This is a genomic window from Pseudomonas sp. GD03842 (assembly GCF_029841165.1).
Lineage (GTDB): Bacteria > Pseudomonadota > Gammaproteobacteria > Pseudomonadales > Pseudomonadaceae > Aquipseudomonas.
On the sequence record NZ_JAOCEA010000001.1, the window covers coordinates 217,146 to 240,931 of the forward strand.

Here is a 23,786-nt window from a genome sequence, read left to right on the forward strand (position 1 = left end):
AGAGGCGGGCGGGCCGCTCTTTTTCGTGTCTTGCGTGCTCGGGGCAGTTTGTCGAGCAAAAAATCAGTAATATGGCGCAACATCGGTGAAGGTCATACCTGCGCCGTGCCTTCACGACCATATTGATGAAACGCCAGCCCCGGCACGACGGGCGCGCTGGCCAGGAAATAGAGGGTGTCATGGGTAACGAGAGCATTAATTGGGACAAGCTGGGTTTCGACTACATCAAGACCGACAAGCGCTACCTGGCTCACTGGCGCGATGGTGAGTGGGACAAGGGCATCCTGACCGAAGACAACGTGCTGCACATCAGCGAGGGCTCGACCGCGCTGCACTACGGCCAGCAATGCTTCGAAGGCCTGAAGGCCTACCGCGCCAAAGATGGCTCGATCAACCTGTTTCGCCCTGACCAGAACGCCGCGCGGATGCAGCGCAGTTGCTCGCGTCTGCTGATGCCCCATGTGCCGACCGAGCAGTTCATCGAGGCCTGCAAGGACGTCGTGCGTGCCAATGAGCGTTTCATCCCGCCCTACGGTACCGGGGGCGCGCTCTACCTGAGGCCGTTCGTGATCGGCGTCGGCGACAACATCGGCGTGCGCGCCGCGCCGGAATTCATCTTTTCGGTGTTCTGCATCCCGGTCGGCCCGTATTTCAAGGGCGGCATGAAGCCCCACAACTTCGTAATCTCCAGCTACGACCGCGCAGCCCCTCAGGGTACCGGCGCGGCGAAGGTGGGCGGCAACTACGCGGCGAGCATGATGCCTGGCAGCGAAGCCAAGAAACACGGCTTCGCCGACGCCATTTACCTGGACCCGTTGACCCACTCGAAAATCGAGGAAGTCGGCTCGGCGAACTTCTTCGGCATCACCCATGACGATCAATTCATCACGCCGCGTTCGCCTTCGGTACTGCCGGGCATCACCCGCCTGTCGCTGATCGAACTGGCTGAAAGTCGTCTGGGCCTGAAAGTCGTCGAGGGCGAAGTGTTCATCGACAAGCTGGACCAGTTCAAGGAAGCGGGCGCTTGCGGAACCGCCGCGGTGATCACCCCGATCGGTGGCATCAGCTACAAGGACACGCTGCACGTCTTCCACAGCGAAACGGAAGTGGGGCCGGTCACCCAGCGCCTGTACCAGGAACTGACGGGCATTCAGTTCGGCGATATCGAAGGCCCGGCAGGCTGGGTCGTCAAAGTCTGAGGCGGACGCCAGACGCCGCTTCATCCAAAACCACCGCCCGCAGGCGGTGGTTTCATTTCAGGGGTTCAACGAATGCCCCACCGTCGGTCCAACGACCATTTTCCCCCGCCCTTGGCGATGATGAGCAACAACAGACCTGCCCACGTCAGGTGCGTCGCCCAGGCATCGGGGTAGACGAACACCTCGATGACCAGGGTCATGCCCAGCAGCGCGAACGCGGATAGGCGTGAGAACAACCCCAGAATCAACAGCGTGGGGAACAGGTGTTCGGCATAGGCCGCCAAATGTGCAGCCACCTCGGGCGGAATCAACGGCAACTTGTACTCGGTGCGAAACAGCTCATAGGTGCTGTCGGTCAGGGTGAGGAACCCTTCGACCTTGGTTCTGCCCGACATCAGAAACACGCCGGCGATGCCGAGCCGTGCAAGCAGCGAGAGCAGGTTGTCGTCGATCAGGCGGTACAGGGTGTCGGTGAACCGGTGCCAGTTCCCCGAACGCGATGGCGTTGGATGTTCAGTGCGCAGCGTGTCCATGAGCAGCTCCATGAGCGGGGTGAAGAACGGCCTCGGCAAAGACGTCCGCGCGGGCGAGTTGCGTCAGCAGGTCGAGTACGTCCAATGAAGGTTGAATGTCACTGCCGCATCGAGCGGCATGGGCGAGCGATTGGCCCGCCGCGCAGGCGTCCAGGAAGGCACAGCCGCCCGCGTCCAGCGGGTGCCACCCGACGACTCCGGCGCTGCGCACCAGCAGCGCGCCTTCGCCCTGCCAGGGCAACGACTGCGGCATGGCCGACCCCTCGCGATTGAGGCGCCAGATGCTGAACACCGGTTGGTCGGCATACCAGCCCCAGCGTGCGGCGACGCGGGGCTTGAGGTGCAGGTCTGCCAATCGGTCGGGGGGCAGGCGGGCAATGCGTTCGAGGTCCAGGCCAGGTTCATCGACGGCTGTGTGGCATTGGGTCCACAGCCAGTCCAGCCGCGCGACATTGCCCAGATACGGCAGGGCCCGAGCGTGTTCGAAGCGGTCCAGAAAATCGGCAAAGCCTTCGCCATGAAAAATCAGCCGCGCGTCACGGGGTGGGCTCTGCTGCGCGTACAGCGTCGCGGCAGCGACCATCCACTCGCGGCCCACCAGCCGCTCGACGGTGGGGAAATTGGCAAGCAACGCGTCGACGGCACCTTTGATCACGGTGTTGCGATACACCGTGAAACCGGGTTGCCGCGTCAGGTCGGACATGCCCGTCGCCTCGGGCCGGTACAACGCCTCGACGAACAGGTCCTGAAAGTCGCGCAAGCTCATGACAGCACCTCCAGCAGTGCTTGGGCCCGGTCTCGTTCCTTGAGCAGCTCGGCGAACGGTGGGATCCGGTCGTCTCGCTCGATCAGCGTCGGCCGTGGCCCGATCCGCTGGATCAGGTGCTCGTAAAGCGACCAGACCGCTTCGGCGACCGGCGCGTCGTGGGAGTCGATCAGCAGGTTTGCGCCTCCCGGGTCCAGGCTGTGCCCGGCCAGGTGAATCTCCATGATCGCGGTGTCGGGAAAGGCCTCCAGGTAGGCAGCGGCGTCGTAACCCATGTTGTGGGCACTGAGGAACACGTTGTTGATGTCCAGCAACACGCCACAGCCGGTGCGTTGGCATAGCGCGCTGAGAAACTCGACCTCACCGAAGGTGTGGCCCTCCAGAGCGAGGTAGTGGCTGGGATTTTCGATCGCGATGCGTCGGCCCAGGCTGTCCTGCGTGCGTTGAATGTTGTCGGCGATACGCTGCAGCGCTTCCTCGGTGCGTGGAAACGGCAGCAGATCGGGGTGGTATCGACCTCGCCAGGCGGACCAGGCGAGGTGCTCGGAAACAAGGACCGGTTTGACCCGGTCGATAAGCGCCTTCAGCCGTTTAAGGTGCTCGGCGTCAGGCGCGGTATCCGCCGCCAGCGAGAGTGACACACCGTGCAGTGACAGCGGGTGACGTTCGCCAATCAGCTCCAGCCACGCCAGGCGAGGGCCGCCGTCGATCATGTAGTTTTCCGGATGGACCTCGAACCACAGGCCCCGCGCATTGCAGTCATGAGCCTGCTGGTAATGATCGGCCTTCAGACCCAGGCCGGCACCCGGTGAGAGAGAGGTGTGCATGATCGACGTCAGCCCTTCGATGGTGTGTGAATCGGCGCTTGTGCAGTACCGGTTACATCGGGGTCAGCGAGCCCATGCCATGGGGCGTCTTGATCGAGGTGCAGGTACCCGCCGGCACGTTTTTCCAGGCATTGGTCTGGTAGTCGGTTTTCGAGGTGCCCGCGCAGGTGGTACCGGCTCCGGCCTTGCAATCGTTCTTGCCGGCCATGGCCACGCCGTAGCATTTTTCCATGGCCGGTGCCGAGCCGCTTTCGGCCGCGTTCACGCCGGTTGCGATGGAGGCGAAAGCCAGAGCGACGGCAGCGAGTTTGAGGTTGTTCATGGTGGATCTCCCAATGCTTGAGTGAGGATGAATGCGTCACGAGCGCTGATGCACATCGTGCGACAAGTCCGAACGTGAGTTCGACGCAGACCTTGGCGCGAGCTTGATTCGGCGCCCTGATGTTGCTGCGTGAGCCCACTGGCTTGTGCCCCTGCACGACAATTTGACGAGGCCGTGCATCGGTTGCGAAGGGGAGTTCGCTCAAGGGCGTCGTTCGGTTACATCCGCCTGCACATTTTTTTATTCTGTCGGACGGTCAGGCCTGAACGCCGTATTCCTTCAACAGCATTTCCATCCAGTCCATGAACACCCGGCAGCGCTGGGGGACATGACGCCGGTGGGCGTACAGCAATGAAACCGGCATTGGCGCGGGTCGGAAATCGGTCAGGATTTCCACCAGTTCGCCTCGCTGCAACTGATACGCATGGGAGAGCTGCGGCACCTGAACGATGCCCAGCCCGCCGAGGCAGGCCGCTTCGTAGGCTTCGATGTAGTTGACTGTCACGCTGCAGGGCATGGTGACGAAATGGTCCTTGCCGTCGCGGTGGTATTCGAACTGCGCGGTGCTAGCCCCGAAGGCCGACACGTAGTTGATGAGGCGATGCTGTTGCAGTTCCTCCAGGGTGTGAGGCACGCCAAAGCGCTGGGCGTAGCTGGCGCTTACGCAGTTGATGATGCGAAATTGCCCGATATTGCGCGCCACCAGTGAGGTGTCGGGCAGTTCCCCGACCCGAACGACGCAATCGAAGCCTTCGCGCACCAGATCGACACGCCGATCCGTGCTGCTGATTTCCACCTCGATCAAGGGGTGCCGGTCGAGGAATTCACTCAGCCGAGGCATGACCAGTCGCCGAGCGACCGCCGTCGGCATGTCCACTCGCAAACGGCCAGTGAGGGCAGCGCTGTCCTGGCGAAACAGGCTTTCCAGCTCATCCATCTGCGCCAGCAGATCCTTGCTGCGTTCGTACAGCGCTTGCCCGTCCGGGGTGGTTTGGACCTTGCGCGTGGTGCGCAGCAGCAATCGGGTGCCCAGCAGTTGTTCCAGCGCGCGGACCTGCTCTGACACGCTGGAGCGCGGCAGCCCAAGCGCATCGCTGGCCAGGGTGAAACTGGAGAGTTCGGCGACCCGCACGAAGGTTTTCAGTAGATCGAGTTTGTTCATGCAACGCCTCGATTGTTCGTTGATTCCGATCAGTGCTGTCGGATCAGACCCGTTTATTCAGTCCCGATCCGAACAATACAGTGGGCATCACTGACTGCAAACACTCCATCGAGGTGAACCATGAGCAACAAGATCGCAATCATCACCGGCGCCAGTCGCGGCTTGGGCAAGAGCACTGCGCTGCACCTGGCCCGCCAAGGCGTCCACATCATCGGCACCTATCACAGCCGCGAAGACGAGGCGCTCCAGGTTGCTGCACAAGTCGAGGCGCTGGGCGTCAAGGCGAAGATGCTGCAGCTCGATGTCGGCGACAGCAGCCGTTTCGACGCCTTCGCAAGCCAGGTCGCTGACGCGCTGGGCGCGTATTTCAATGCCGAGCGCTTCGATTTTCTGGTGAACAATGCGGGCATTGGCCTCTACGCCAGTTGTGCGGAGACCACTGAGGCGCAATTCGATCAACTGATGAAGGTGCACTTCAAAGGCCCGTTCTTCCTGACCCAGAAACTGCTGCCGCTGATCGCGGACGGCGGACGGATCGTTAACCTGTCGTCAGGGCTGGCGCGCTTTTCGCCGGTGGGCTACGCCGCCTATGCGTCGATGAAAGGCGCCATCGAGGTCTGGACCCGCTACCTGGCGCAAGAGCTGGGCCCCCGCGGTATCACGGTCAACAGCTTGGCGCCCGGCGCGATCGAGACCGATTTCGGCGGCGGCACGGTGCGTGACAATGCGGACGTCAACGCCTGGGTGGCGGCGAACACGGCCATGGGGCGTGCCGGGCTGCCGGATGACATCGGTGCGGCCATCTCGATGTTGCTGGGCGAGGGCGGCCGCTGGATCACGGCACAACGCATCGAAGCGTCGGGCGGTATGTACGTCTGAGGCGCCGGGTTGCGCCCGCCGTGATCCGGTTCATCCGCTGATGTAATAGATGCACAGCGACAGGGTGACCAGCGACCCCAGGGTAGACACCAGTATCGTGCTGGACACAACCGAAGCTTCGCGCTTGTAGTACTCGGCCAGCATGAACGGGCCGGTGCCCGTGGGCAGGGCGCTGAGCAGCAGGGCGCTGTTGGCCCAAAGCGGCGGCAGGTGGAAGACCTTGAACGCCAGGAACCACGTCAACAGCGGATGAACGATCAGCTTGAGCAGCACCAGCAGGCTCGTGCCGTGGCGCGGGCCTTGCTGTTCGTGCGCCAGGAACAATCCGAGGGACACCAGCGCGCAAGGCGTCGTTGCCGCGCCCAGCAGGCCGAGAAAGGTGTTCAGCGCGCCGGGCAGCGGGACCCCGGTCCACGCCCAGCAGGCGCCCAGGATCGGCGACACCACCAGGGGGTTTTTCGCCAGCGCGGCCAGCACCTTGAGCACGATACGGTGAACACGGGCCTCGCTCTGCAACCCGATCTCGACGCAGATCAGCGCGCAGCCGAACAACACGCACACCACGATCAAGGAGGCGATGAGCGCCGGCTCGAGACCGTTCTGACCGAGCACCATCACACAGAGCGGAATGCCGATGTACCCCGTGTTGGCGTAGGAAGCACTCAAGGCATCGAGGCTGGCGTCGGCAAAATGCCCGGCTTTCTTGCGTCTGATCAAAAGGGCGATGACGAACAGCATCATGGTCGACAGGCTGAACACTGCAACGAACCCAGGGTGCCAGATCTGCTCCCACGTGGCCGTCGCTGTCGCGGTGAACAGCAGCGCCGGCAAGCATAACCACACCACCATGCGGTTGATCTCTGAAGCGGCGGTGGGGCCGAGACGACCCGTGCGACGGCACAGGTAACCGACCAGGATCAGGGCGAAGATGGGCAACAGCACGTTCAAAACGGAAGACATCGAATCTCGGCTCGGGCGTTTTCGAGAGAGCCTGTGTGAAGCGGTTCCCAGGCCGACTTCAAAAGGCGCGCGTAGATGCAGGCGGCCAAGAGTAAAGTCGGAAATCGTCAGCGTCCAACCCTTTCCAGCCCGCGATACGCGAGCGCAATGGCAAGCCGGAGGGTTGGATGCATGATGTGCCGAGGGTCTGACGCCCTCGGCGTGTGCCGCAGTCCGGATCTCAGTGCTGCAACGCTTCGGCTACGCTCGCGGACAGGGGCGTGGTGGCTCGGCCGATCAGCCTGCTCAGCTGCCGTCCCTCATCGAACAAGGCGCCCTGCGCGGTTGCCGTATCGGAGTTGGCGAGCAACTGTGCGAAAGCCTCGGGCAAGCCAGCATTGAGCAGTGCCGCTTTGTACTCCGCTTCGGGCAGGTCGGTATAAACCACCGGTTTGCCCGCCTGGCGCGCCACTTCAGCGGCGAACTCGCGCAGGGTAAAGGCCGTGTCGCCGGCCAGTTCGTAGGTCTTGCCCGCTTGGGGTTCGCTCGCTGTCAGCACCGCCACCGCTGCGGCGGCGTAGTCGGCTCGCGCCGCCGAGCTGATACGACCTTCACCGGCGCTGCCCAAGTGCACACCATGGGCGAGATCTCCCGGAATGCGCATCGTGTAGTTCTCGTGATACCAGCCGTTGCGCAGCACCACGGTCGGCACGCCGGACTCGGCCAGGGCAATTTCCGTCTCATGGTGTTCGGCGGCAAGGGCCAGCGGCGAAGTATCGGCCCGTAGCACGCTGGTGTAGGCCAACAGCTTCACGTCGGCGCGTTTGGCGGCTTCGATGACGGCCTTGTGTTGCGCGAGGCGCTGGCCGACTTCACTGGATGAAATCAGCAGCACTTTTTCGGCGCCGACGAAGGCGCTGTCCAGCGTGTCTGGCTGGTTGTAGTCGGCCTTGCGCACCTCGATGCCCAGCGCGGCGAGGTCGGTGGCCTTTTCAGGGCTGCGCACCGCCGCGACGATGTGCGAGGCGGCCACTTTTTTCAGCAGCTGTTGGATAACCAGACGGCCCAGTTGGCCGGACGCACCGGTAATAACGATCATGGGGATTTCCTTTCATCAGTGAGGAGGTGAATCCAGCATAAATCGCATGCTAACCTTTAGTAAGTACGTACAAAAAGGTAAGTGCAATGAATGATATTGCCAGTGTGTCGTCCGAGAGCCGTTCGCTGCTTGAGCGCATTCGAGTCGGTGAAGTGTTGGCGCGGGACTGCCCGTCGAGGGAGATCCTCAATCATGTCTGCAGCCGCTGGGGCGTGCTGGTGCTGGTGGTCTTGCTGGATGGCATGCACCGCTTCAGCGAACTGCGGCGCAAGATCGGCGGGGTCAGCGAGAAAATGCTGTCCCAGACGTTGCAGAGCCTGGAGCAAGATGGGTTCATTGACCGAAGAGCTTTACCGGTGGTCCCGCCCCACGTCGAATACACCCTCACACCCATGGGCCGGGAAGTGGCGCTGCGGATCGATGGCCTGACCACATGGATCGAGCAGAACCTGCCGCGCATCCTGGCCGCCCGCGAAAACCGCACGGCCGATACCCTGTCGGATTCGTAAGCAGGGGCTGAGCAGGGGGCCGGTTCGAGTTTGGATGGGGCTGCCTCTGCTCGGGCCTCGCTTCCGTCACGCGGTCAGCGAGCGGCCGTCAAAAAAGATTCATCTGCACATCGTTGATGCGGCGACCTGCCACACGCGTCCGTTTCTCCCTCGACTTGTCTAGCCCACGGGCCCGCTAGGCCGCCGTGCACTGCGCAAAGGTCGGCCCGAGTCCTTTCCCGCCTTGCGTCAAACGGTCAAGGAACTGTTATCGGGTGGTCACCCACGGTTCATGGAACTGCCACACATCGGCTCTAAGGTCAGTCGCATCCAACGCCGCTCAGGACGGGCCGCGCGGATCTGAAGTTCAGCCCTGGCCGCGCGCCAGCCCCTGACACGAGACTGACGAGAGACCCTCCATGAACGCTGCTATCCACGTCGACCGCTTGAACAAGACATTCGCTCGCAAGACCGCTCTGGTTGACCTTGCGTTGTCTATACAACCCGGGGAAATGGTGGCACTGATCGGTGCTTCCGGGTCGGGAAAATCCACGCTGTTGCGCCACCTGGCAGGGTTGGCCTGCTGTGATCGCAGCCACGGCGGGACCGTTCGGGTGCTGGGGCGTGAAGTCCAGTCTGCCGGGCGGTTGAACGGCAAGGTCCGGCGGCTGCGCGCCGACATCGGCTATATCTTCCAGCAGTTCAATCTGGTCAACCGGCTCAGCGTGCTGGACAACGTACTGCTCGGTTGCCTGGGCCGCATGCCGCGCTGGCGTGGCAGCCTGGCGCTGTTCAACGCCGAGGAGAAGGCGCGGGCCATGGCCAACTTGCAACGGGTCGGGCTGGTGGATCTTGCCGGTCAGCGAGCGTCCACCTTGTCTGGCGGCCAGCAACAGCGGGTGGCGATTGCCCGGGCGTTGACCCAGCAAGCGGACGTGATACTGGCGGACGAGCCCATTGCTTCGCTGGACCCCGAGTCCGCACGCAAGGTCATGGACATTCTGGCCGATATCAATCGCCGCGATGGCAAGACCGTGGTCGTGACCCTGCATCAAGTGGACTACGCCGTGCGCTATTGCCCTCGCGCCGTCGCCCTCAAGGGCGGCCGGATTCATTTCGACGGCCAGGGCGCCGACCTGAGCGCCGCATTCCTCAACGACCTTTATGGCGCCGATGCCGATGCCAGCCTGATGTTCGCCGATCAGGCCCGACACCCGGTGCCTGCGTCCCGGCTGATGCTGGCGCAGGCGTGACCCAACCCACCTTCAAGCTTGAACTCTCACCCACGTTTCAGGAGCTTTCCATGTTGAACCGTATCGGTCACGTGTTCGCCTCTGTCGCTGTCGCTGCGGCCTGTCTGACAGGCACCGCGCATGCCGACGAGACCACGCTCAATTTCGGCATCATGTCCACCGAATCCTCGCAGAACCTGAAAAGCGTCTGGCAGCCGTTTCTCGACGACATGTCGAGAAAAACCGGCCTGACCGTCAACGCCACCTTCGCCTCCGATTACGCCGGCCTGATCCAGGGCATGCGCTTCAACAAAGTGGATGTGGCCTGGCTCGGCAACAAGGCGGCCATGGAAGCAGTGGACCGTTCCGGCGGCGAAATCTTTGCGCAGACCGCTGCTGCTAATGGAGCGCCGGGTTACTGGAGCCTGATCATCGCGCGCAAGGACAGCCCCATCAATTCCATCGACGATATGTTCAAGCACGCCAAGGAACTGACCTTTGGCAACGGTGACCCGAACTCCACCTCCGGTTACCTGGTCCCGGGGTACTACGTCTTCGCCAAGAACCACGTCGATGCCGCGACCGCCTTCAAGCGCACCCTGAACTCCAGTCACGAAGTCAACGCCCTGAGCGTCGCCAAGGGGCAGCTGGATGTCGCGACCTTCAACACCGAAAGCATGGACCGGCTGGAAGTGACCCAACCTGAAAGCGCGGCAAAGCTCAAAGTGATCTGGAAGTCGCCCATTATCCCGGCCGACCCGATGGTCTGGCGCAAAGGCCTGTCCGACGCGACCAAGAACAGGATTCGTGATTTCTTCTCCCACTACGGCGACACCGAGCAGGAGCAGGCCGTGTTGAAGAACATGCAAATGGGCCGATTCCTCAAATCCTCGGATGACCAGTTGCTGACCATTCGCCAGCTCGAACTGTTCAAGCAAAAAACCGAGACCCTCGCCAATACGAACCTCAGTGCCGACGAGAAGGCCAGCCGCCTGAAGGACATCGACGCGGGCCTGACGAAACTGCAGGACCGTCTCTCCGAACTGGAAAAACAGAGCACCGCCAAGGCGGGCTGAAGGGCTGCGCGGGAGGGCTGACCTGCTCGGCAGTGGGCCAGTCGCCTCAATCATCATCATCTTCGCGCTTTCGTTCGTCGGGCGATCCGAGCTCGCTGCTGCACCGCGCCGTGCTTTGCGCAGGGCGCAGGACAGCGCCGCGAGGGGCGTCGACGCAAGCGTCACGGGAATTCTGTCATGAGCACGCACGCTGTATACGCTGACGCCGTCGGCAAACGCACCTGGCCGCAGTACCTGGGCTGGGGTCTGTTTCTCGCGATGATGGCCTGGGCCTGGCAGGGCGCAGAAATGAACCCGCTGGCCCTGTACCGCGATGCCGGCAACATGGCCACGTTTGCCGCCGACTTTTTTCCGCCGGACTTTCATGGATGGCGCGCTTATTTCAAGGAAATGCTGGTCACCGTGCACATCGCCTTGTGGGGCACCTTTCTGGCGATCGTCTGTTCGGTGCCGCTGGGTGTGCTGTGCGCTGAAAACATCACGCCCTGGTGGGTTCATCAGCCGCTGCGCCGGGTCATGGACGCCTTTCGCTCCATCAACGAAATGGTCTTCGCCATGCTGTTCGTGGTCGCCGTGGGGTTGGGGCCCTTCGCCGGGGTCCTCGCGCTGTGGATCAGCACCACCGGCGTGCTCGCCAAGCTGTTCGCCGAAGCCGTGGAAGCGATCGACCCGGGCCCGGTCGAAGGCGTGCGTGCCACCGGTGCCAGCGCCCTGCAGGAGGTGATCTTCGGTGTGATCCCGCAGGTATTGCCGCTGTGGATTTCCTACGCCCTGTACCGCTTCGAATCCAACGTCCGTTCGGCGACCGTGGTGGGCATGGTCGGCGCGGGCGGGATCGGCGTGATCCTGTGGGAAAACATCCGCGCTTTCCAATTCACCCAGACCTGTTCCGTGTTGCTGGTGATCATCGTGGTGGTGAGCGTCATCGACATCGGTTCCCAACGCCTGCGCAAGCAGTTCATCTAACGACTCGACAGGAGAGGGTGCGAACCCTTTTTTAAACCATGCAGTTGTCTAGACAATCCGAGCCGGTCTACCGCGAACTCGCACAGACCTTGCGCAATGAGTTGAACCGTTATGTTGCTGGCGAATTCCTGCCGGCCGAAACCCGCCTTGCGACCCGTTTCGACGTCAACCGGCACACGGTGCGCCGGGCCATCGACGAACTGGTGCGAGAGGGCTGTCTGCTGCGTCGCCAAGGCAAGGGCACGCAAGTGTTGGGGCGGCCGCTGGTATACCCGGTCGCGGCCGAGTCGGCCTACAGCCAGTCGTTGTCTGCCCTGGGCCATGGTGTCGAAGCGGTCCTGCTGCAACGGCGGGCCTGCGTCGCGACGCGCGAGGAAGCCGAACACTTGGGCCTCGCCGAACACGCGCCGTTGATCGAGTTGCAGACCTTGCGCCGTCTCGACGGCCAACCGGTCAGCCTGATCCGCCATCGCTTCTGCGCCAGCCGCACGGAGCTGGTCGCTGACTACACCAGCGGCTCGGTGCGCCACTACCTGGCGTCCCGCGGTCTGCCGTTGACCCGTACTTTTAGCCTTATCGGCGCACGCCTGCCCAGCCGTGAGGAGGCCAGCGTGCTGTTGATGCCGCGTCATCTGCCAGCGTTAACCGTGTTGACGCTGTCGCGCGATGCCGACGGCACGCCGGTGGAAATCGCCCACTCCACCAGCCGTTCGGATCGCTTCCAATACCAGATCGTCACCTGACGGAGATGCACCGCCATGACCACTTCGAAGGATGCTTCGATGACTGCTTCATCCCCCCCTTCGCTAACCGCCGAACAGACTGCGCGCCAACGCTGGATCGGTGTGCTGTCCCGGACTTCACGCGCCGATCTGTTGCCGTTCGAGGCGGCGTTGCGCGATGTCGATTACCAAGTGATTCGCGCCCCCGAAATCGGCATGGCCCTCGTCCGCGGACGCATGGGCGGCACGGGCGCGGCGTTCAACCTGGGTGAAATGACGGTCACCCGCTGCGTGCTGCGTCTGGCGGACGGTCGCACCGGCTACAGCTACCTCGCCGGGCGCGACAAGACCCACGCCGAGTTGGCCGCGCTGGTCGACGCGCATCTGCAAGGCCCGCAACAAGCTCACTGGCTCGCTGAACTGATCGAACCACTGGCGCAGGCCCAGGCTGAGCGCCGCTCCCGTGAAAACGCCGAAACCGCTGCGACCAAGGTGGACTTCTTCACCCTGGTCAGAGGAGAAAACTGATGAGCACGACACTCGCAACGGCCTCGCTTTTGCAACCCGCTTTCGCCGATCCGGTGCTGGACGCCCAACGCAGCTTTCGGGCTGCGCTCAAGGCGCTGGCCGGGCCAGGGGTGGCTCAGCGCCTGGCGCCGAGCCAGCTTCCGCCACACCTCGAAGGGCTGGCATCGGCCAGCCACGCCCTGTGCCTGGCGTTACTGGACGTGGACACACCGCTGTGGCTCGCCCCGCGGTTCGACACCCAGGCGATCCGCGCCAACCTGACCTTTCACTGCGGTTGTCCGATCGTCGGCGACCGGCAGAACGCCCGCTTTGCGCTGCTCGACGACAGCCAATTGCATGACCTGACCGGCTTCGATCTGGGCAATGACCGCTACCCGGATCAGTCCTGCACGCTGTTGGTACAACTGCCGAGCCTGCAGGGCGGTCGGCCATTGGCCTGGCAAGGGCCGGGGATCGAAACCCGGCACGCCGCCAGCCTGCCGCTGCAGGAGGCTTTTTGGGTCGAGCGCGCGGCGCGTAACGACTTTCCACGAGGCATCGACGTGTTTTTCGTCGCAGGCAGCGACCTGATCGGCCTGCCGCGCAGCACCCAGGTGCTGTCCATGGGAGGTGCCTGATGTACGTCGCCGTCAAAGGGGGTGAGCAGGCGATCGACAACGCCCACGCACTGTTGGCCAAACAACGCCGGGGCGATACCGCCGTGGCCGAGTTGGCCGTAGCGCAGATTCGCCAGCAATTGCCGCTCGCCGTCGCCCGTGTGATGACCGAGGGTTCACTGTTCGATGAAGAACTTGCCGCGCTGGCCATCAAGCAAGCGGCGGGCGATCTGGTGGAGGCGATCTTCCTGCTGCGTGCCTACCGCACCACCTTGCCGCGCTTCGGCGCGAGCCTGCCCGTCGACACCTCGGCCATGCACATCCGCCGTCGATTGTCGGCGACGTTCAAGGACGTGCCGGGGGGGCAATTGCTGGGGCCGACCTTCGATTACACCCACCGTCTGCTGGATTTCACCTTGTTGGCCGAAGGCGAATTTCCCGCGCCACCCACCCGTGCCGACGCGCACGTCGACGCCTGCCCGCGGGTCTCCGGACTGCTGGCCAAAGAGGGGTTGATCAAGGAAGAACCGGACACCGGCGCCCCGGTTGCGGACATTACCCGTGAGCCGCTGGAGTACCCGACCAGCCGCGCCGAGCGCTTGCAGGCGCTGGCCCGAGGCGATGAGGGCTTTCTGTTGGCGCTGGGCTATTCGACCCAGCGCGGCTATGGCCGTAACCACCCGTTTGCCGGCGAAATCCGCGTCGGTCAGGTCGAGGTCTGGATCGAGCCGGAGGAACTGGGTTTTGCGATCACCCTCGGCGTCATCGACGTCACCGAGTGCGAGATGGTCAACCAGTTCGTCGGCTCGGCCACCGAACTGCCGCAGTTCACCCGCGGCTATGGCCTGACTTTTGGCCACGCCGAGCGCAAGGCGATGGCCATGGCCCTGGTGGATCGCGCGTTGAGAGCCGGTGAGTACGCCGAAGAGGTGATTTCGCCCGCGCAACAGGAAGAGTTCGTGCTGGCGCACTGCGACAACGTCGAAGCCTCGGGGTTTGTCTCGCATTTGAAACTGCCGCACTACGTCGACTTCCAGTCCGAGCTGGAACTGATTCGCAAATTGCGCACACCTGCAAAGGAGCCGGCCCAATGAATGCCGCCACGCACCCCCGTCGCCTGCCACCCACGTCACGCGACGAGGCTTACAACTTCGCTTATCTGGACGAACAGACCAAGCGCATGATCCGTCGTGGCTTGCTCAAGGCGGTGGCGATTCCCGGCTACCAAGTACCGTTCGGTGGCCGTGAAATGCCGCTGCCCTATGGGTGGGGCACCGGGGGGATGCAACTGACGGCAGCGATTCTGGGCGCCGACGACGTGCTGAAAGTCATCGACCAGGGTGCCGATGACACCACCAATGCGGTATCGATCCGGCGCTTTTTCGCCCGGACGGCGGGCGTCGAGACCACTGAGCGCACCCCGGAGGCGACGATCATTCAGACCCGTCACCGCATCCCCGAAACCCCGCTGCACGCCGACCAGATCCTGGTCTTCCAAGTGCCGATTCCGGACCCGCTGCGCTTCATCGAACCGTCGGAAAGCGAGACCCGCACCATGCACGCGCTCAACGATTACGGGGTCATGCACGTCAAACTCTACGAAGACATCGCCACCTTTGGCCATATCGCCACGGCTTACGCCTATCCGGTGATGGTCAATGAGCGCTACGTGATGGACCCGTCGCCCATCCCCAAATTCGATAACCCCAAGCTCGACATGAGCCCGGCCTTGATGGTGTTCGGTGCCGGGCGAGAGAAACGGCTGTATGCGGTGCCGCCCTTCACCCGCGTCACCAGCCTCGATTTCGAGGATCATCCCTTCGCCGTACAGCAATGGGCGCACCGCTGCGCCATCTGCGGCAGCGAGGGGTCATTCCTCGACGAGTTGATTCTCGATGATCAAGGCACGCAGCGCTTCGTCTGCTCGGACACCGATTACTGCGCCCAACAGGTCGCCGCGGGGAGGGCAGAACCATGAGCCTGCCGCAAAAGCACGTGGCACTCACGGCCGCCGAACACCACCTGCCGCTGCTCAAAGTCGCTGGCCTGAGCAAGCTGTACGGGCCCGAAAAAGGGTGTCAGGACGTGAGCTTCGAACTCTACCCCGGTGAGGTGCTGGGGATTGTCGGCGAGTCCGGCTCGGGCAAGTCGACGTTGCTGTCACTACTCAGCGGCCGTTGCGCCCCGGATCGAGGGCGCATCGATTACCGCGACAGCCAGAATCGCTGGCTGGACCTGTACAGCGCCAGCGAGGCCCAGCGCCGCACCCTGTTGCGCACCGAATGGGGCTTCGTCGAACAGAACCCCCGCGACGGCCTGCGCATGGCCGTCTCCGCAGGCGCCAACATCGGTGAACGGCTGATGGCGCAGGGCGTGCGCAACTACGCCCGACTGCGCGCTGCCGGGCTGGACTGGCTGAGTCAGGTGGAGATCGACCCGGCCCGCATCGACGACTTGCCGCGCACCTTTTCCGGCGGCATGCAGCAGCGGCTGCAGATCGCCCGCAACCTGGTGTCCTCCCCGCGCCTGGTGTTCATGGACGAACCCACCGGCGGGCTCGATGTGTCGGTCCAGGCCCGCTTGCTGGATTTGCTGCGCGGTCTGGTACGCGAGCTGGACCTGGCGGTGGTCATCGTCACCCACGACTTGGCCGTGGCGCGCCTGTTGGCCGACCGGCTGATGGTGATGCGACGTTCCCGCGTGGTGGAAACGGGGTTGACCGACCAGGTGCTCGACGACCCGCAGCACCCGTATTCGCAACTGCTGGTGTCCTCGGTGTTGCAACCATGAGCCGAGCCTTGGAAGGAGCTGTGATGAATCCGCTGATCGAGGTCCGTGGCCTCTCGAAAACTTTCACGCTGCACCCACAGAACGGGGTGGTGCTGAAGGTCTTGAATGACGTGAGTTTTTCCGTACAGGGCGGTGAATGCCTGGTCCTGCACGGGCATTCCGGTGCGGGCAAAAGCACCTTGCTGCGCACGGTGTACGGCAACTACCTGCCCGCGGGCGGGAGCATCCGCGTCAAGCACCACGAGCGCTGGCTTGAGCTGGTAGGGGCCTCACCTCGTGAGGTTCTCCAGGTCCGCCAGCATACGGTGGGCTACGTCAGCCAGTTCTTGCGCGTGATCCCGCGGGTTTCCACGCTGGATGTGGTGATGGAACCTGCGCTGGCCCGCGGCTGGAAGCGCGACGTAGCGACAGCCCGCGCCGAGCATCTGCTGAGCCGTCTGAACATCGCACCGCATTTGTGGCAACTGGCGCCGAGCACCTTCTCGGGCGGTGAACAACAGCGGGTCAACATCGCCCGAGGTTTCATGGTGCCGTGGCCGATCATGCTGCTGGACGAGCCCACGGCCTCGCTGGATGAGCGCAATCGCCACGAGGTGTTGGCGCTGATCACCGAAGCCAAGCAGGCGGGTGCCGCAGTGATGGGCATCTTCCACGATCGGCTGGCCCGCGAGGCGCTGGCTGACCGAGTGCTCGACATGACCCCCCTCCAGGCCATCGACGAGTCCCCGTGTTTGACGGAGAAGCAACCATGCTGAACGAACAGATCCTGACCAACGCCCGGATCGTCACCGCCGAGCAAGCCTTTACCGGCACCGTCGTGCTGCGCGATGGCCTGATCAGCGACGTGCAGGCCGGGGTCAGCCAGGTGCCGCGAGCGCTGGACCTGGACGGCGACTACCTGTTGCCCGGGCTCGTCGAGCTGCACACCGATAACCTGGAAAAACATTTGAGCCCGCGCCCGGGCGTGGATTGGCCCTCTGCATCGGCGGTCATGAGCCACGATGCGCAGATCATCGCTGCCGGCATTACCACCGTCTTCGATGCGCTGTCCATCGGTGACGTCAACCCCAAGGGCAAACGGATGCAGCAACTGCCCGGCATGGTCGAGGCGATCGCCAAAGCCAACGCCGAGGGGCTGACACGCGCCGAGCACCGCCTGCACTTGCGCTGCGAGGTCTGCCACCCGGACACCCTCAGCGTATTCCGCGATCTGGTGGATGAGCCGCTGGTGCAACTGGTGTCAGTGATGGACCATTCGCCGGGCCAGCGCCAATTCGCCCTGGAATCGAAGTACCGTGAGTACTACATGGGCAAATACCACATGAGCAGCGAGCAAATGGACGCGTTCATCGTCGAGCAGGTGGCGAATTCCAAGGTCTACAGCGACCGCTACCGCCAAGCCATCGTCGAGTTGTGCCTGGCCCGCGGGTTGTCGGTGGCCAGCCATGACGATGCGACGGTCGAGCATGTGGAGGAGTCGGCGGGTCATGGCATGACCATCGCCGAGTTTCCCACCACCCTCGCGGCCGCCCAGGCCTGTCGCCGCCTGGGCCTGAACGTGCTGATGGGGGCACCGAACATCGTGCGCGGCGGGTCGCATTCGGGCAATATCGCAGCGGCGACCCTTGCCAACGAAGGGCTACTGGATATTCTGTCGAGCGACTATTATCCGGCCAGTCTGTTGCAGGCGGCATTCACACTCGGCGCTCAATTGGAGGGCCAGCAAAACGGGCAGGCGCCGGGGGCCGGGTTGGCCCAGGCGGTGAACACCGTCAGCCTGGCACCGGCGCGCTCGGCGGGGCTGGACGATCGTGGCGAAATCCGCGCCGGGCTGCGCGGCGATCTGATCCACGCCCGGGCCGTGGGCAACCTGCCGGTGATCCAGCAGGTCTGGCGAGAAGCGAAGAGGGTTTTCTGATGGCGGGCAGGTTGATCTATCTCATCGGACCATCCGGTTCGGGCAAGGACAGCCTGCTGGATGCGGCCCGTGAACCGATGGCCGCGCGCGGCTGCCGGATTGTGCGCCGAGTCATCACCCGCTCGGCGGAGGCCAAGGGCGAGGCGGCGCATGCTGTCAGCGCAGAGCGCTTCGCCGAATTGCAGGAGCAGGGGGCCTTCGCCCTGAGCTGGTACGCCAACGGGCTGCACTACGGGATTCCGAACGAGATCGATCAATGGCTTGCCGACGGCCACGATGTGCTGATCAACGGCTCACGGGGGCATCTTGCCCACGCCAGGGCGCGTTACCCTGATTTGCTGGTGGTGTTGCTCAGCGTCGATCATGCCATCTTGCGCCAGCGCTTGCTGGCACGGGGCCGGGAGTCTGCCGAGGAAATCGAGAGTCGCCTGGCCCGTAACGCACAGTTCACCGATGAGCTGCTGGCCGACGACGCGGCGCTCCTGCTGTTGGACAATTCCGGCCCACTGGAGCAGACCGTCGCCCGCCTGTTGCAAGGCATCGACCGCGAGCACGCATGCGTCTGACGTTGCTCGGCACGGGGGATGCGCGGCAAGTTCCGGTCTACGGCTGTCCGTGCTCGGCGTGCGCAGCGGCCCATGCCGATCCACGCCTGCGCCGAGGACCGTGCTCGGCGCTGGTCGAGCTGGGCGATCAGCGCTGGTTGATCGACAGCGGGCTGCCCGACCTCACGGAGCGCTTCCCACCGCGCAGCTTCAGCGGCATTTTCCAGACCCATTACCACGCCGACCACGCACAGGGGCTGTTGCACCTGCGCTGGGGGCAGGGGTGGGTCATCCCGGTGCACGGTCCGGCGGATCCCGAAGGCCTGTCGGACCTCTACAAACACCCCGGCATGCTTGATTTCAGCCAACCCTTCACAGCCTTTGAAACCCGCGTGTTTGGCGCGCTCGAAGTCACGGCGGTGCCGCTGCTGCATTCCAAGCCGACGCTGGGTTACTGGCTGCAAGGGGGCGGGCGACGCATCGCCTACCTCACCGACACCGTGGGTTTGCCGGAAGCCACCACGGCGTATTTGCAGCGCCAGGGAGTGGACGTATTGATCCTCGACTGCTCGCTGCCTCCGCAACCCCAGACGCCGCGCAACCACAACGACCTGAACCTGGCGTTGCAGATCATCGACGCGCTGAAACCGGGCAGCACCGTACTGACCCACGTCGGGCATGCGCTGGATGCCTGGTTGATCGAACACGCCGGTGAGTTGCCGGCGGATGTGGTGATGGCGTGGGATGGAATGGTCATTTGAGCGGCCTATGACGACCGGGCGCGTGGACGCTCAGGCTAGCCATGCGCGATTGGGCAGTCATGCCGTCGGCTCGGATCATCATTCCTTCCGTTTTCGGTTCGCTGGGCGCAGCGCACGGGCCGACGCTGCAAACCAGCACATATCTACAATGCTTATCCGCGAGCCGGGTCTACGCTGAATCCTCCCAGCACATTTCCCGAGGATTGCGACACATGGCTATCTTGACGCTGAAAGACGGCACCGAGTTTTTCTACAAGGATTGGGGCAGCGGTCAGCCCATCGTTTTCTCCCACGGCTGGCCGCTGGACGGCGATGCCTGGGATGCGCAGATGCTGTTCCTCGGCCAGAACGGTTATCGGGTGATTGCGCATGACCGCCGCGGCCACGGACGTTCGGGCCAGACCTGGGAAGGCAACGACATGGACACCTATGCCGATGACCTGGCGCAGTTGTTCGAAGCGCTCGACCTCAAGGACGCCATCATGATTGGCCACTCGACGGGGGGCGGGGAGGTGGCGCGCTATATTGGCCGGCACGGGACTTCACGGGTGGCCAAGGCGGTGTTGATCGGCGCGGTGCCCCCGCTGATGCTCAAGACTGCGGCCAACCCTGAAGGCCTGCCGATGGAGGTCTTCGACGGCATCCGCGCCGGTTTCACGGCCGACCGCTCGCAATTCTTCAAAGACCTGGCACTCCCGTTTTTCGGCTTCAACCGTGAAGGTGCGAAGGTTTCGCAGGGCGCCATCGATTCATTCTGGGCGATTGGCATGCTCGGTGGCGTGAAGGGTGAATTCGACTGCATCAAGGCGTTTTCGGAAACCGACTTCACCGAGGACCTGAAAAAGATCGACGTGCCGACCCTGATCCTGCACGGCGACGATGATCAGATCGTGCCGTTGGTGGCCTCCGGCCAGAAAAGCCATGGGTTGGTCAAAGGCTCGACGTTGCATATCGTCAAAGGGGAATCTCACGGCATGTGTGCTGTTCAGCCCGCCGAAATCAACCAGATTCTGCTGGCCTTCATAAAAGGCTGACCCACGACCAGCGGCTGCCTGCCGGCGGCATCGCTGACCGCGGGCAATGCTGCGCTGTACAACGCCAGTCCAGGCTGGCGAAACCGTTTGTCCCCGGTTGGCACGGCCTGTGCTGTCCTGAAGATCATCGGGTTGTTGAACAATCCCGCTTTCTTCAGGAATCCATGTCGTGTCGATTGCCCAACAAAGCGGCCTTTCGCTGGCCGATCAAGTGGCGCACGAGCTGCGCGAAGACATCATCCATGGCCGTCTCTTGTCGGGCATGCCGTTGGTGGAAAGTGAGCTGGTGCGTGGCTACAGCGCTTCGCGCAATACCGTGCGCGAGGCGCTGCACTTGCTGGGGCGCGAGGGCCTCACCCACTACGTCCGGCACAAGGGGGTGATCGTGCGACGGCTGAGCGTGGACGATGTCCGCGACTTGTTCCGCGTCCGGCGCACACTCGAATCCAGCGCCATCCTGACGGGCGCACCGGTCGTCAGTGGCATGTCAGGGCCCATGGCCAATGCCATCGAGGCCGCGGAACTGGCCTGTGAGCGGGAAGACTGGCGCGCTTTCGGCAGCCACAGTCTGCGTTTCCATCAGCAGATCGTGGGCCTGATCGGCAGCCCGGCATTCGACGAATTCTTCACCAACATCGTGGCGCAGATGCGCCTGGTGTTCTCCACCGCCCGTGACGAAGCGAGCTACCAGGCGCCATGGTTGGCCCGCGACCGCCACCTTTTTCAATTGCTCATCGAGAACCGCCGCCGGGATGCCGACGAGGCGATGGGCAGTTACCTCAACGATTCCGAACATCAGGCACTGGATTTACTGTCCCGTGTCGCCACCCCCTGAGCCAGGAGATGCCCATGCACAAAGATTACCCCGCCGCCTATCAGGTCAGTAAAGGTGCGGCACTGCAGGTCGACACGGCGTTCTATGCGCGCATTCGCGAGGCACAAGGCAGCCGTACCCAAGTGGAAGCGTTCCAGGTCCCGATCCGCACCGGGCGGGCATGGAAGGTCAGAGCGGGCCAGGTTTTCCGGGTCACCACCCCCATCGGCCCTCAGGTGGGAGACTTCAACGTGTGGAATGCCGACGATCCTCGCGAGCGTCTGTGGGCGGCACGCACCCGTCAATTGCAGGGCGCGCATGTCACCACCTATGACCGCTTGTGGTCGAACCTGCCGTTTCTGCGCCCCTTGGTGACCATTACCGATGACAGCCTGGCGAGCTATGGCATCGACGAACACGGTGGACGTTTGCACGATCTGCTCGGCACTCGCTGCGATCCCTACGTCAACAAGATGCTCACCGGAGAGGATTTTCATCATCATTGTCATTCCAACCTGACCCGCGCCGTGCTGCCCCATGGGTTGACCGAGTTCGACGTCCACGATGTGTTGAACATCTTCCAGTGCACCGGCTTGAACCATGACGACATGTATTTCATGAAGGCGTGTCCCGCGAAGCAGGGGGATTACCTGGAATTTTTTGCCGAAATCGATCTGCTGTGCGCGTTGTCGACCTGTCCGGGTGGGGATCTGTCGCTGCCCATGTGGGGGCCGGAGGCGCAGGATCCCTTGAGCGTCTGCCGACCGTTGGGCGTTGAAATTTATGACCTCGACCCGTCCTTGCTGGAGGGGTGGCAGCAGCCCCAGCGTGCCGAATACAACGGCCTGCACGGATTGAAGATCGACAAGGCGCCGTGGGAACAGTAAGGCAGCATCCCCGCTCGCCGGTCACGCGTCCCGCAACAGGTCGTGGGCGTCGAGCAAGCGCCAGGCGATTTCGGGGTTTTTCTCCATTCCTTTGCGGATGGCGGCCGGGATCGCCGCGCGGGTCTTGCGACACAGGCCGGGCAGCTCGGCGATGTCGATGACGATGCCGCGCATGCTGCGCACTTCGTTGAGCCCTGGCTGGACTTCGATGCGCAGCCCGAGCAATTCAAACATGCGCCGCTGCATGTGCCGCAGGTCTTCCAGGCTGGCAAGGTTTTCCAGGCGTTCCAGCAGCCGTTTCTCCTCTTGGCGGGTCAGGTCGAGGATGCGCCGATCGGCATCCAGCGTTTCCAGCAGCCGATCGCGGTCGCAGACGCAGGCGCCGGGAGGACAGGGGGAGCGGAGAGGGCGGTTAGCGATCATGGTGCGATCATAACGAGGCCGTGCTGCGATGCACAGCCACCTCCCTGCGGTCACGGTGCGGACGCGCTGGTTCAGCACGTCGGCAGCAGGTCGCACATCGGGCGTTAGATCACCGGCGAGTCTTCGCCCGGTTCAACCCCTATGGTGTGATGCCGCCGGTCCGTCGCTTTGTATAAGGTCAGGGCGTCGGCCTCGGCCTCAGTGATCGGAATCCTTCGACCGTCGATCAGTGCTTCGGACATGTGGGTGGCGTCGTTGGTGGTAATGACCACATCCGCCACCGCACAGCGGTAAGTGGCCTGGTCGACCACGGCCCAGCAGTGCGCGTGGGTGGCATCGAATTGCAGAGGCATGAACTGGCTCCCGTTCAGGCGTGTGGAAGGTTCGACTCAGGCAAGCGATCGAGGTTTCGCCTGTCCGACGCAGGGTCGACCGCACTCTCGGCGGCGTAGACGGTCCATTTCTGCAGCATCCGGCACAAGGGCAGCGGCAAATGAATGGTTGGTGGGAAGAAGTCGTCGACACGCTGCAATCGGAGTTCTCGGATATCACCGATGCGTCTCAGCTGACGAGGGTCACGGTCAGGCTGACGATCGCGGCATTGCTGGGGGGTGTGTTGGGTTTCGAAAGAGAACACAAAGGCAAGGCGGCGGGGGTGCGGACCCACATGCTGGTGTCCATGGGAGCCGCGCTGTTCGTACTGGTGCCGCAGTTGGCGGGGGCGGACGATGCGGCTTTGAGTCGAGTGGCGCAGGGAATTGTGGCCGGGATTGGCTTTCTGGGAGCGGGCACCATTCTCAAGGGGCAAAAGCTGGACACCGCGCAGGTCAAGGGGCTGACCACCGCCGCGGGTCTATGGATGACCGCCGCCATCGGAATGGCGGCGGGGATGGGCAGGGAGTTGACTGCCGTGCTGAGCACGGTTCTGGGGCTCGGTATCCTCAGCCTGGTGCCCATGGTGACCGACCGGCTCGATCCACCCGAGACGAGAGCCCGCCATCCCGACCGCAAGACTGGCGGCGACTCTCATCAACCCTGAGTCCGGTTCAGCGGCCGGGCGCTCCCTCGCGTCCGGCCAAGGTCATAACCGCAGGCGGTTCCTGACTGGGTGGATCGCCCTGCGGCGGCTCGATCACCGGCGGCATGGTCGGTGGCGGCGGTTCCTCTGCTGGCGGGACGGGCAGTTCCGGGTCATCGATATTGGGATCGGGCGTTTCTGCGGGAACGGGAATGGTCATGGTTTCACCTTCCTTTAGCGCTGTGGGGGGCAAGCGTGTGGA

30 protein-coding genes are annotated in these 23,786 nt (G+C 63.4%); 20 read left to right on the forward strand and 10 right to left on the reverse strand.

Annotated elements, in window-relative coordinates:
- Window positions 1-179: 179 nt before the first annotated feature.
- Window positions 180-1,199 carry a branched-chain amino acid aminotransferase gene (locus N5D61_RS00995; protein ID WP_279890523.1) on the forward strand — a complete coding sequence of 340 codons (1,020 nt, stop codon included), beginning with the start codon at window positions 180-182 and terminating at the stop codon, window positions 1,197-1,199.
- Window positions 1,200-1,264: 65 nt separating this feature from the next.
- Here N5D61_RS00995 and N5D61_RS01000 read toward each other — a convergent pair whose 3' ends face one another.
- The 5 genes from N5D61_RS01000 to N5D61_RS01020 all read right to left on the reverse strand — a co-directional run bounded on the left by N5D61_RS01000 (window position 1,265) and on the right by N5D61_RS01020 (window position 4,809).
- Window positions 1,265-1,732, reverse strand: a complete 468-nt coding sequence (locus tag N5D61_RS01000) for a DoxX family protein (RefSeq protein WP_279890174.1) — start codon at window positions 1,730-1,732, stop codon at window positions 1,265-1,267.
- Window positions 1,713-2,498, reverse strand: a complete 786-nt coding sequence (locus tag N5D61_RS01005; RefSeq protein ID WP_279890175.1) for a DNA-binding domain-containing protein — start codon at window positions 2,496-2,498, stop codon at window positions 1,713-1,715. The genes N5D61_RS01000 and N5D61_RS01005 overlap by 20 nt, the downstream gene beginning before the upstream one ends.
- On the reverse strand, window positions 2,495-3,325 hold the full coding sequence (locus N5D61_RS01010; RefSeq protein ID WP_279890176.1) for a DUF692 domain-containing protein: 831 nt from the start codon (window positions 3,323-3,325) through the stop codon (window positions 2,495-2,497). The genes N5D61_RS01005 and N5D61_RS01010 overlap by 4 nt, the downstream gene beginning before the upstream one ends.
- A 52-nt stretch (window positions 3,326-3,377) precedes the next feature.
- A complete protein-coding gene (locus N5D61_RS01015; protein WP_108239760.1) occupies window positions 3,378-3,647 on the reverse strand; it encodes a DUF2282 domain-containing protein in 270 nt (89 codons plus the stop codon).
- A 256-nt stretch (window positions 3,648-3,903) separates the two neighbouring features.
- On the reverse strand, window positions 3,904-4,809 hold the full coding sequence (locus tag N5D61_RS01020) for a LysR family transcriptional regulator (protein ID WP_279890177.1): 906 nt from the start codon (window positions 4,807-4,809) through the stop codon (window positions 3,904-3,906).
- A 120-nt stretch (window positions 4,810-4,929) separates the two neighbouring features.
- Here N5D61_RS01020 and N5D61_RS01025 point away from each other — a divergent pair, with 120 nt between their 5' ends.
- On the forward strand, window positions 4,930-5,688 hold the full coding sequence (locus tag N5D61_RS01025; protein WP_279890178.1) for an SDR family oxidoreductase: 759 nt from the start codon (window positions 4,930-4,932) through the stop codon (window positions 5,686-5,688).
- 30 nt (window positions 5,689-5,718) lie between these two features.
- Here N5D61_RS01025 and N5D61_RS01030 read toward each other — a convergent pair whose 3' ends face one another.
- Both N5D61_RS01030 and N5D61_RS01035 read right to left on the reverse strand, forming a co-directional pair.
- The gene (locus N5D61_RS01030) at window positions 5,719-6,648 is read right to left on the reverse strand and encodes an AEC family transporter (protein ID WP_279890180.1); all 930 of its coding nucleotides are present in this window, start codon (window positions 6,646-6,648) and stop codon (window positions 5,719-5,721) included.
- Window positions 6,649-6,868: 220 nt separating this feature from the next.
- The gene (locus N5D61_RS01035; RefSeq protein ID WP_279890182.1) at window positions 6,869-7,726 is read right to left on the reverse strand and encodes an SDR family oxidoreductase; all 858 of its coding nucleotides are present in this window, start codon (window positions 7,724-7,726) and stop codon (window positions 6,869-6,871) included.
- Between the two features lie 86 nt (window positions 7,727-7,812).
- On the opposite strand from N5D61_RS01035, the gene N5D61_RS01040 reads away from it, so the two are divergent.
- From N5D61_RS01040 to N5D61_RS01120, 17 genes are all read left to right on the forward strand, one after another.
- Window positions 7,813-8,235 carry a helix-turn-helix domain-containing protein gene (locus N5D61_RS01040; protein WP_108239765.1) on the forward strand — a complete coding sequence of 141 codons (423 nt, stop codon included), beginning with the start codon at window positions 7,813-7,815 and terminating at the stop codon, window positions 8,233-8,235.
- Between the two features lie 398 nt (window positions 8,236-8,633).
- On the forward strand, window positions 8,634-9,467 hold the full coding sequence (gene phnC / locus N5D61_RS01045) for a phosphonate ABC transporter ATP-binding protein (RefSeq protein ID WP_279890185.1): 834 nt from the start codon (window positions 8,634-8,636) through the stop codon (window positions 9,465-9,467).
- Between the two features lie 50 nt (window positions 9,468-9,517).
- On the forward strand, window positions 9,518-10,522 hold the full coding sequence (phnD, locus tag N5D61_RS01050) for a phosphonate ABC transporter substrate-binding protein (RefSeq protein WP_279890187.1): 1,005 nt from the start codon (window positions 9,518-9,520) through the stop codon (window positions 10,520-10,522).
- A gap of 177 nt (window positions 10,523-10,699) precedes the next feature.
- The gene (phnE, locus tag N5D61_RS01055; RefSeq protein WP_279890189.1) at window positions 10,700-11,488 is read left to right on the forward strand and encodes a phosphonate ABC transporter, permease protein PhnE; all 789 of its coding nucleotides are present in this window, start codon (window positions 10,700-10,702) and stop codon (window positions 11,486-11,488) included.
- A 38-nt stretch (window positions 11,489-11,526) separates the two neighbouring features.
- The gene (gene phnF / locus N5D61_RS01060; RefSeq protein ID WP_279890191.1) at window positions 11,527-12,231 is read left to right on the forward strand and encodes a phosphonate metabolism transcriptional regulator PhnF; all 705 of its coding nucleotides are present in this window, start codon (window positions 11,527-11,529) and stop codon (window positions 12,229-12,231) included.
- 39 nt (window positions 12,232-12,270) lie between these two features.
- Window positions 12,271-12,738: a phosphonate C-P lyase system protein PhnG gene (gene phnG / locus N5D61_RS01065; protein WP_108239824.1), complete on the forward strand. Its 468-nt coding sequence runs from the start codon at window positions 12,271-12,273 to the stop codon at window positions 12,736-12,738.
- Window positions 12,738-13,355 (forward strand): phosphonate C-P lyase system protein PhnH, encoded by a 618-nt coding sequence (gene phnH / locus N5D61_RS01070; protein ID WP_279890194.1) that lies wholly within the window; start codon window positions 12,738-12,740, stop codon window positions 13,353-13,355. The genes phnG and phnH overlap by 1 nt, the downstream gene beginning before the upstream one ends.
- Entirely contained in the window at window positions 13,355-14,428 is a 1,074-nt protein-coding gene (locus tag N5D61_RS01075; RefSeq protein WP_279890196.1) for a carbon-phosphorus lyase complex subunit PhnI, read from the forward strand. The genes phnH and N5D61_RS01075 overlap by 1 nt, the downstream gene beginning before the upstream one ends.
- A complete protein-coding gene (locus tag N5D61_RS01080; protein ID WP_108239772.1) occupies window positions 14,425-15,312 on the forward strand; it encodes an alpha-D-ribose 1-methylphosphonate 5-phosphate C-P-lyase PhnJ in 888 nt (295 codons plus the stop codon). Before N5D61_RS01075 ends, N5D61_RS01080 begins: the two co-directional genes overlap by 4 nt.
- Window positions 15,309-16,124 (forward strand): phosphonate C-P lyase system protein PhnK, encoded by an 816-nt coding sequence (gene phnK, locus N5D61_RS01085; protein WP_279890197.1) that lies wholly within the window; start codon window positions 15,309-15,311, stop codon window positions 16,122-16,124. Before N5D61_RS01080 ends, phnK begins: the two co-directional genes overlap by 4 nt.
- A 23-nt stretch (window positions 16,125-16,147) precedes the next feature.
- Complete coding sequence (gene phnL, locus N5D61_RS01090; RefSeq protein ID WP_279890199.1) at window positions 16,148-16,879, forward strand: phosphonate C-P lyase system protein PhnL; 732 nt, start codon at window positions 16,148-16,150, stop codon at window positions 16,877-16,879.
- The gene (locus tag N5D61_RS01095; RefSeq protein ID WP_279890200.1) at window positions 16,873-18,042 is read left to right on the forward strand and encodes an alpha-D-ribose 1-methylphosphonate 5-triphosphate diphosphatase; all 1,170 of its coding nucleotides are present in this window, start codon (window positions 16,873-16,875) and stop codon (window positions 18,040-18,042) included. The genes phnL and N5D61_RS01095 overlap by 7 nt, the downstream gene beginning before the upstream one ends.
- On the forward strand, window positions 18,042-18,608 hold the full coding sequence (gene phnN / locus N5D61_RS01100; RefSeq protein WP_279890202.1) for a phosphonate metabolism protein/1,5-bisphosphokinase (PRPP-forming) PhnN: 567 nt from the start codon (window positions 18,042-18,044) through the stop codon (window positions 18,606-18,608). The genes N5D61_RS01095 and phnN overlap by 1 nt, the downstream gene beginning before the upstream one ends.
- On the forward strand, window positions 18,599-19,348 hold the full coding sequence (gene phnP / locus N5D61_RS01105; protein ID WP_279890204.1) for a phosphonate metabolism protein PhnP: 750 nt from the start codon (window positions 18,599-18,601) through the stop codon (window positions 19,346-19,348). Before phnN ends, phnP begins: the two co-directional genes overlap by 10 nt.
- A gap of 212 nt (window positions 19,349-19,560) precedes the next feature.
- Window positions 19,561-20,382, forward strand: coding sequence for an alpha/beta hydrolase (locus N5D61_RS01110; protein ID WP_279890206.1), 822 nt, complete (start codon window positions 19,561-19,563; stop codon window positions 20,380-20,382).
- 169 nt (window positions 20,383-20,551) lie between these two features.
- The gene (locus N5D61_RS01115; RefSeq protein WP_108239779.1) at window positions 20,552-21,217 is read left to right on the forward strand and encodes a GntR family transcriptional regulator; all 666 of its coding nucleotides are present in this window, start codon (window positions 20,552-20,554) and stop codon (window positions 21,215-21,217) included.
- 14 nt (window positions 21,218-21,231) lie between these two features.
- Complete coding sequence (locus tag N5D61_RS01120; RefSeq protein ID WP_279890208.1) at window positions 21,232-22,083, forward strand: DUF1989 domain-containing protein; 852 nt, start codon at window positions 21,232-21,234, stop codon at window positions 22,081-22,083.
- 21 nt (window positions 22,084-22,104) lie between these two features.
- Here the strand turns inward: N5D61_RS01120 and N5D61_RS01125 are convergent, their stop codons facing one another.
- Together N5D61_RS01125 and N5D61_RS01130 are read right to left on the reverse strand one after the other, a co-directional pair.
- A complete protein-coding gene (locus N5D61_RS01125; protein ID WP_108239781.1) occupies window positions 22,105-22,506 on the reverse strand; it encodes a hypothetical protein in 402 nt (133 codons plus the stop codon).
- Between the two features lie 104 nt (window positions 22,507-22,610).
- Window positions 22,611-22,859 carry a DUF3203 family protein gene (locus N5D61_RS01130; RefSeq protein ID WP_279890210.1) on the reverse strand — a complete coding sequence of 83 codons (249 nt, stop codon included), beginning with the start codon at window positions 22,857-22,859 and terminating at the stop codon, window positions 22,611-22,613.
- Between the two features lie 140 nt (window positions 22,860-22,999).
- Here N5D61_RS01130 and N5D61_RS01135 point away from each other — a divergent pair, with 140 nt between their 5' ends.
- On the forward strand, window positions 23,000-23,545 hold the full coding sequence (locus N5D61_RS01135; protein ID WP_108239825.1) for an MgtC/SapB family protein: 546 nt from the start codon (window positions 23,000-23,002) through the stop codon (window positions 23,543-23,545).
- Between the two features lie 7 nt (window positions 23,546-23,552).
- Here the strand turns inward: N5D61_RS01135 and N5D61_RS01140 are convergent, their stop codons facing one another.
- Window positions 23,553-23,744, reverse strand: a complete 192-nt coding sequence (locus N5D61_RS01140) for a hypothetical protein (protein WP_108239783.1) — start codon at window positions 23,742-23,744, stop codon at window positions 23,553-23,555.
- Window positions 23,745-23,786: the final 42 nt, after the last annotated feature.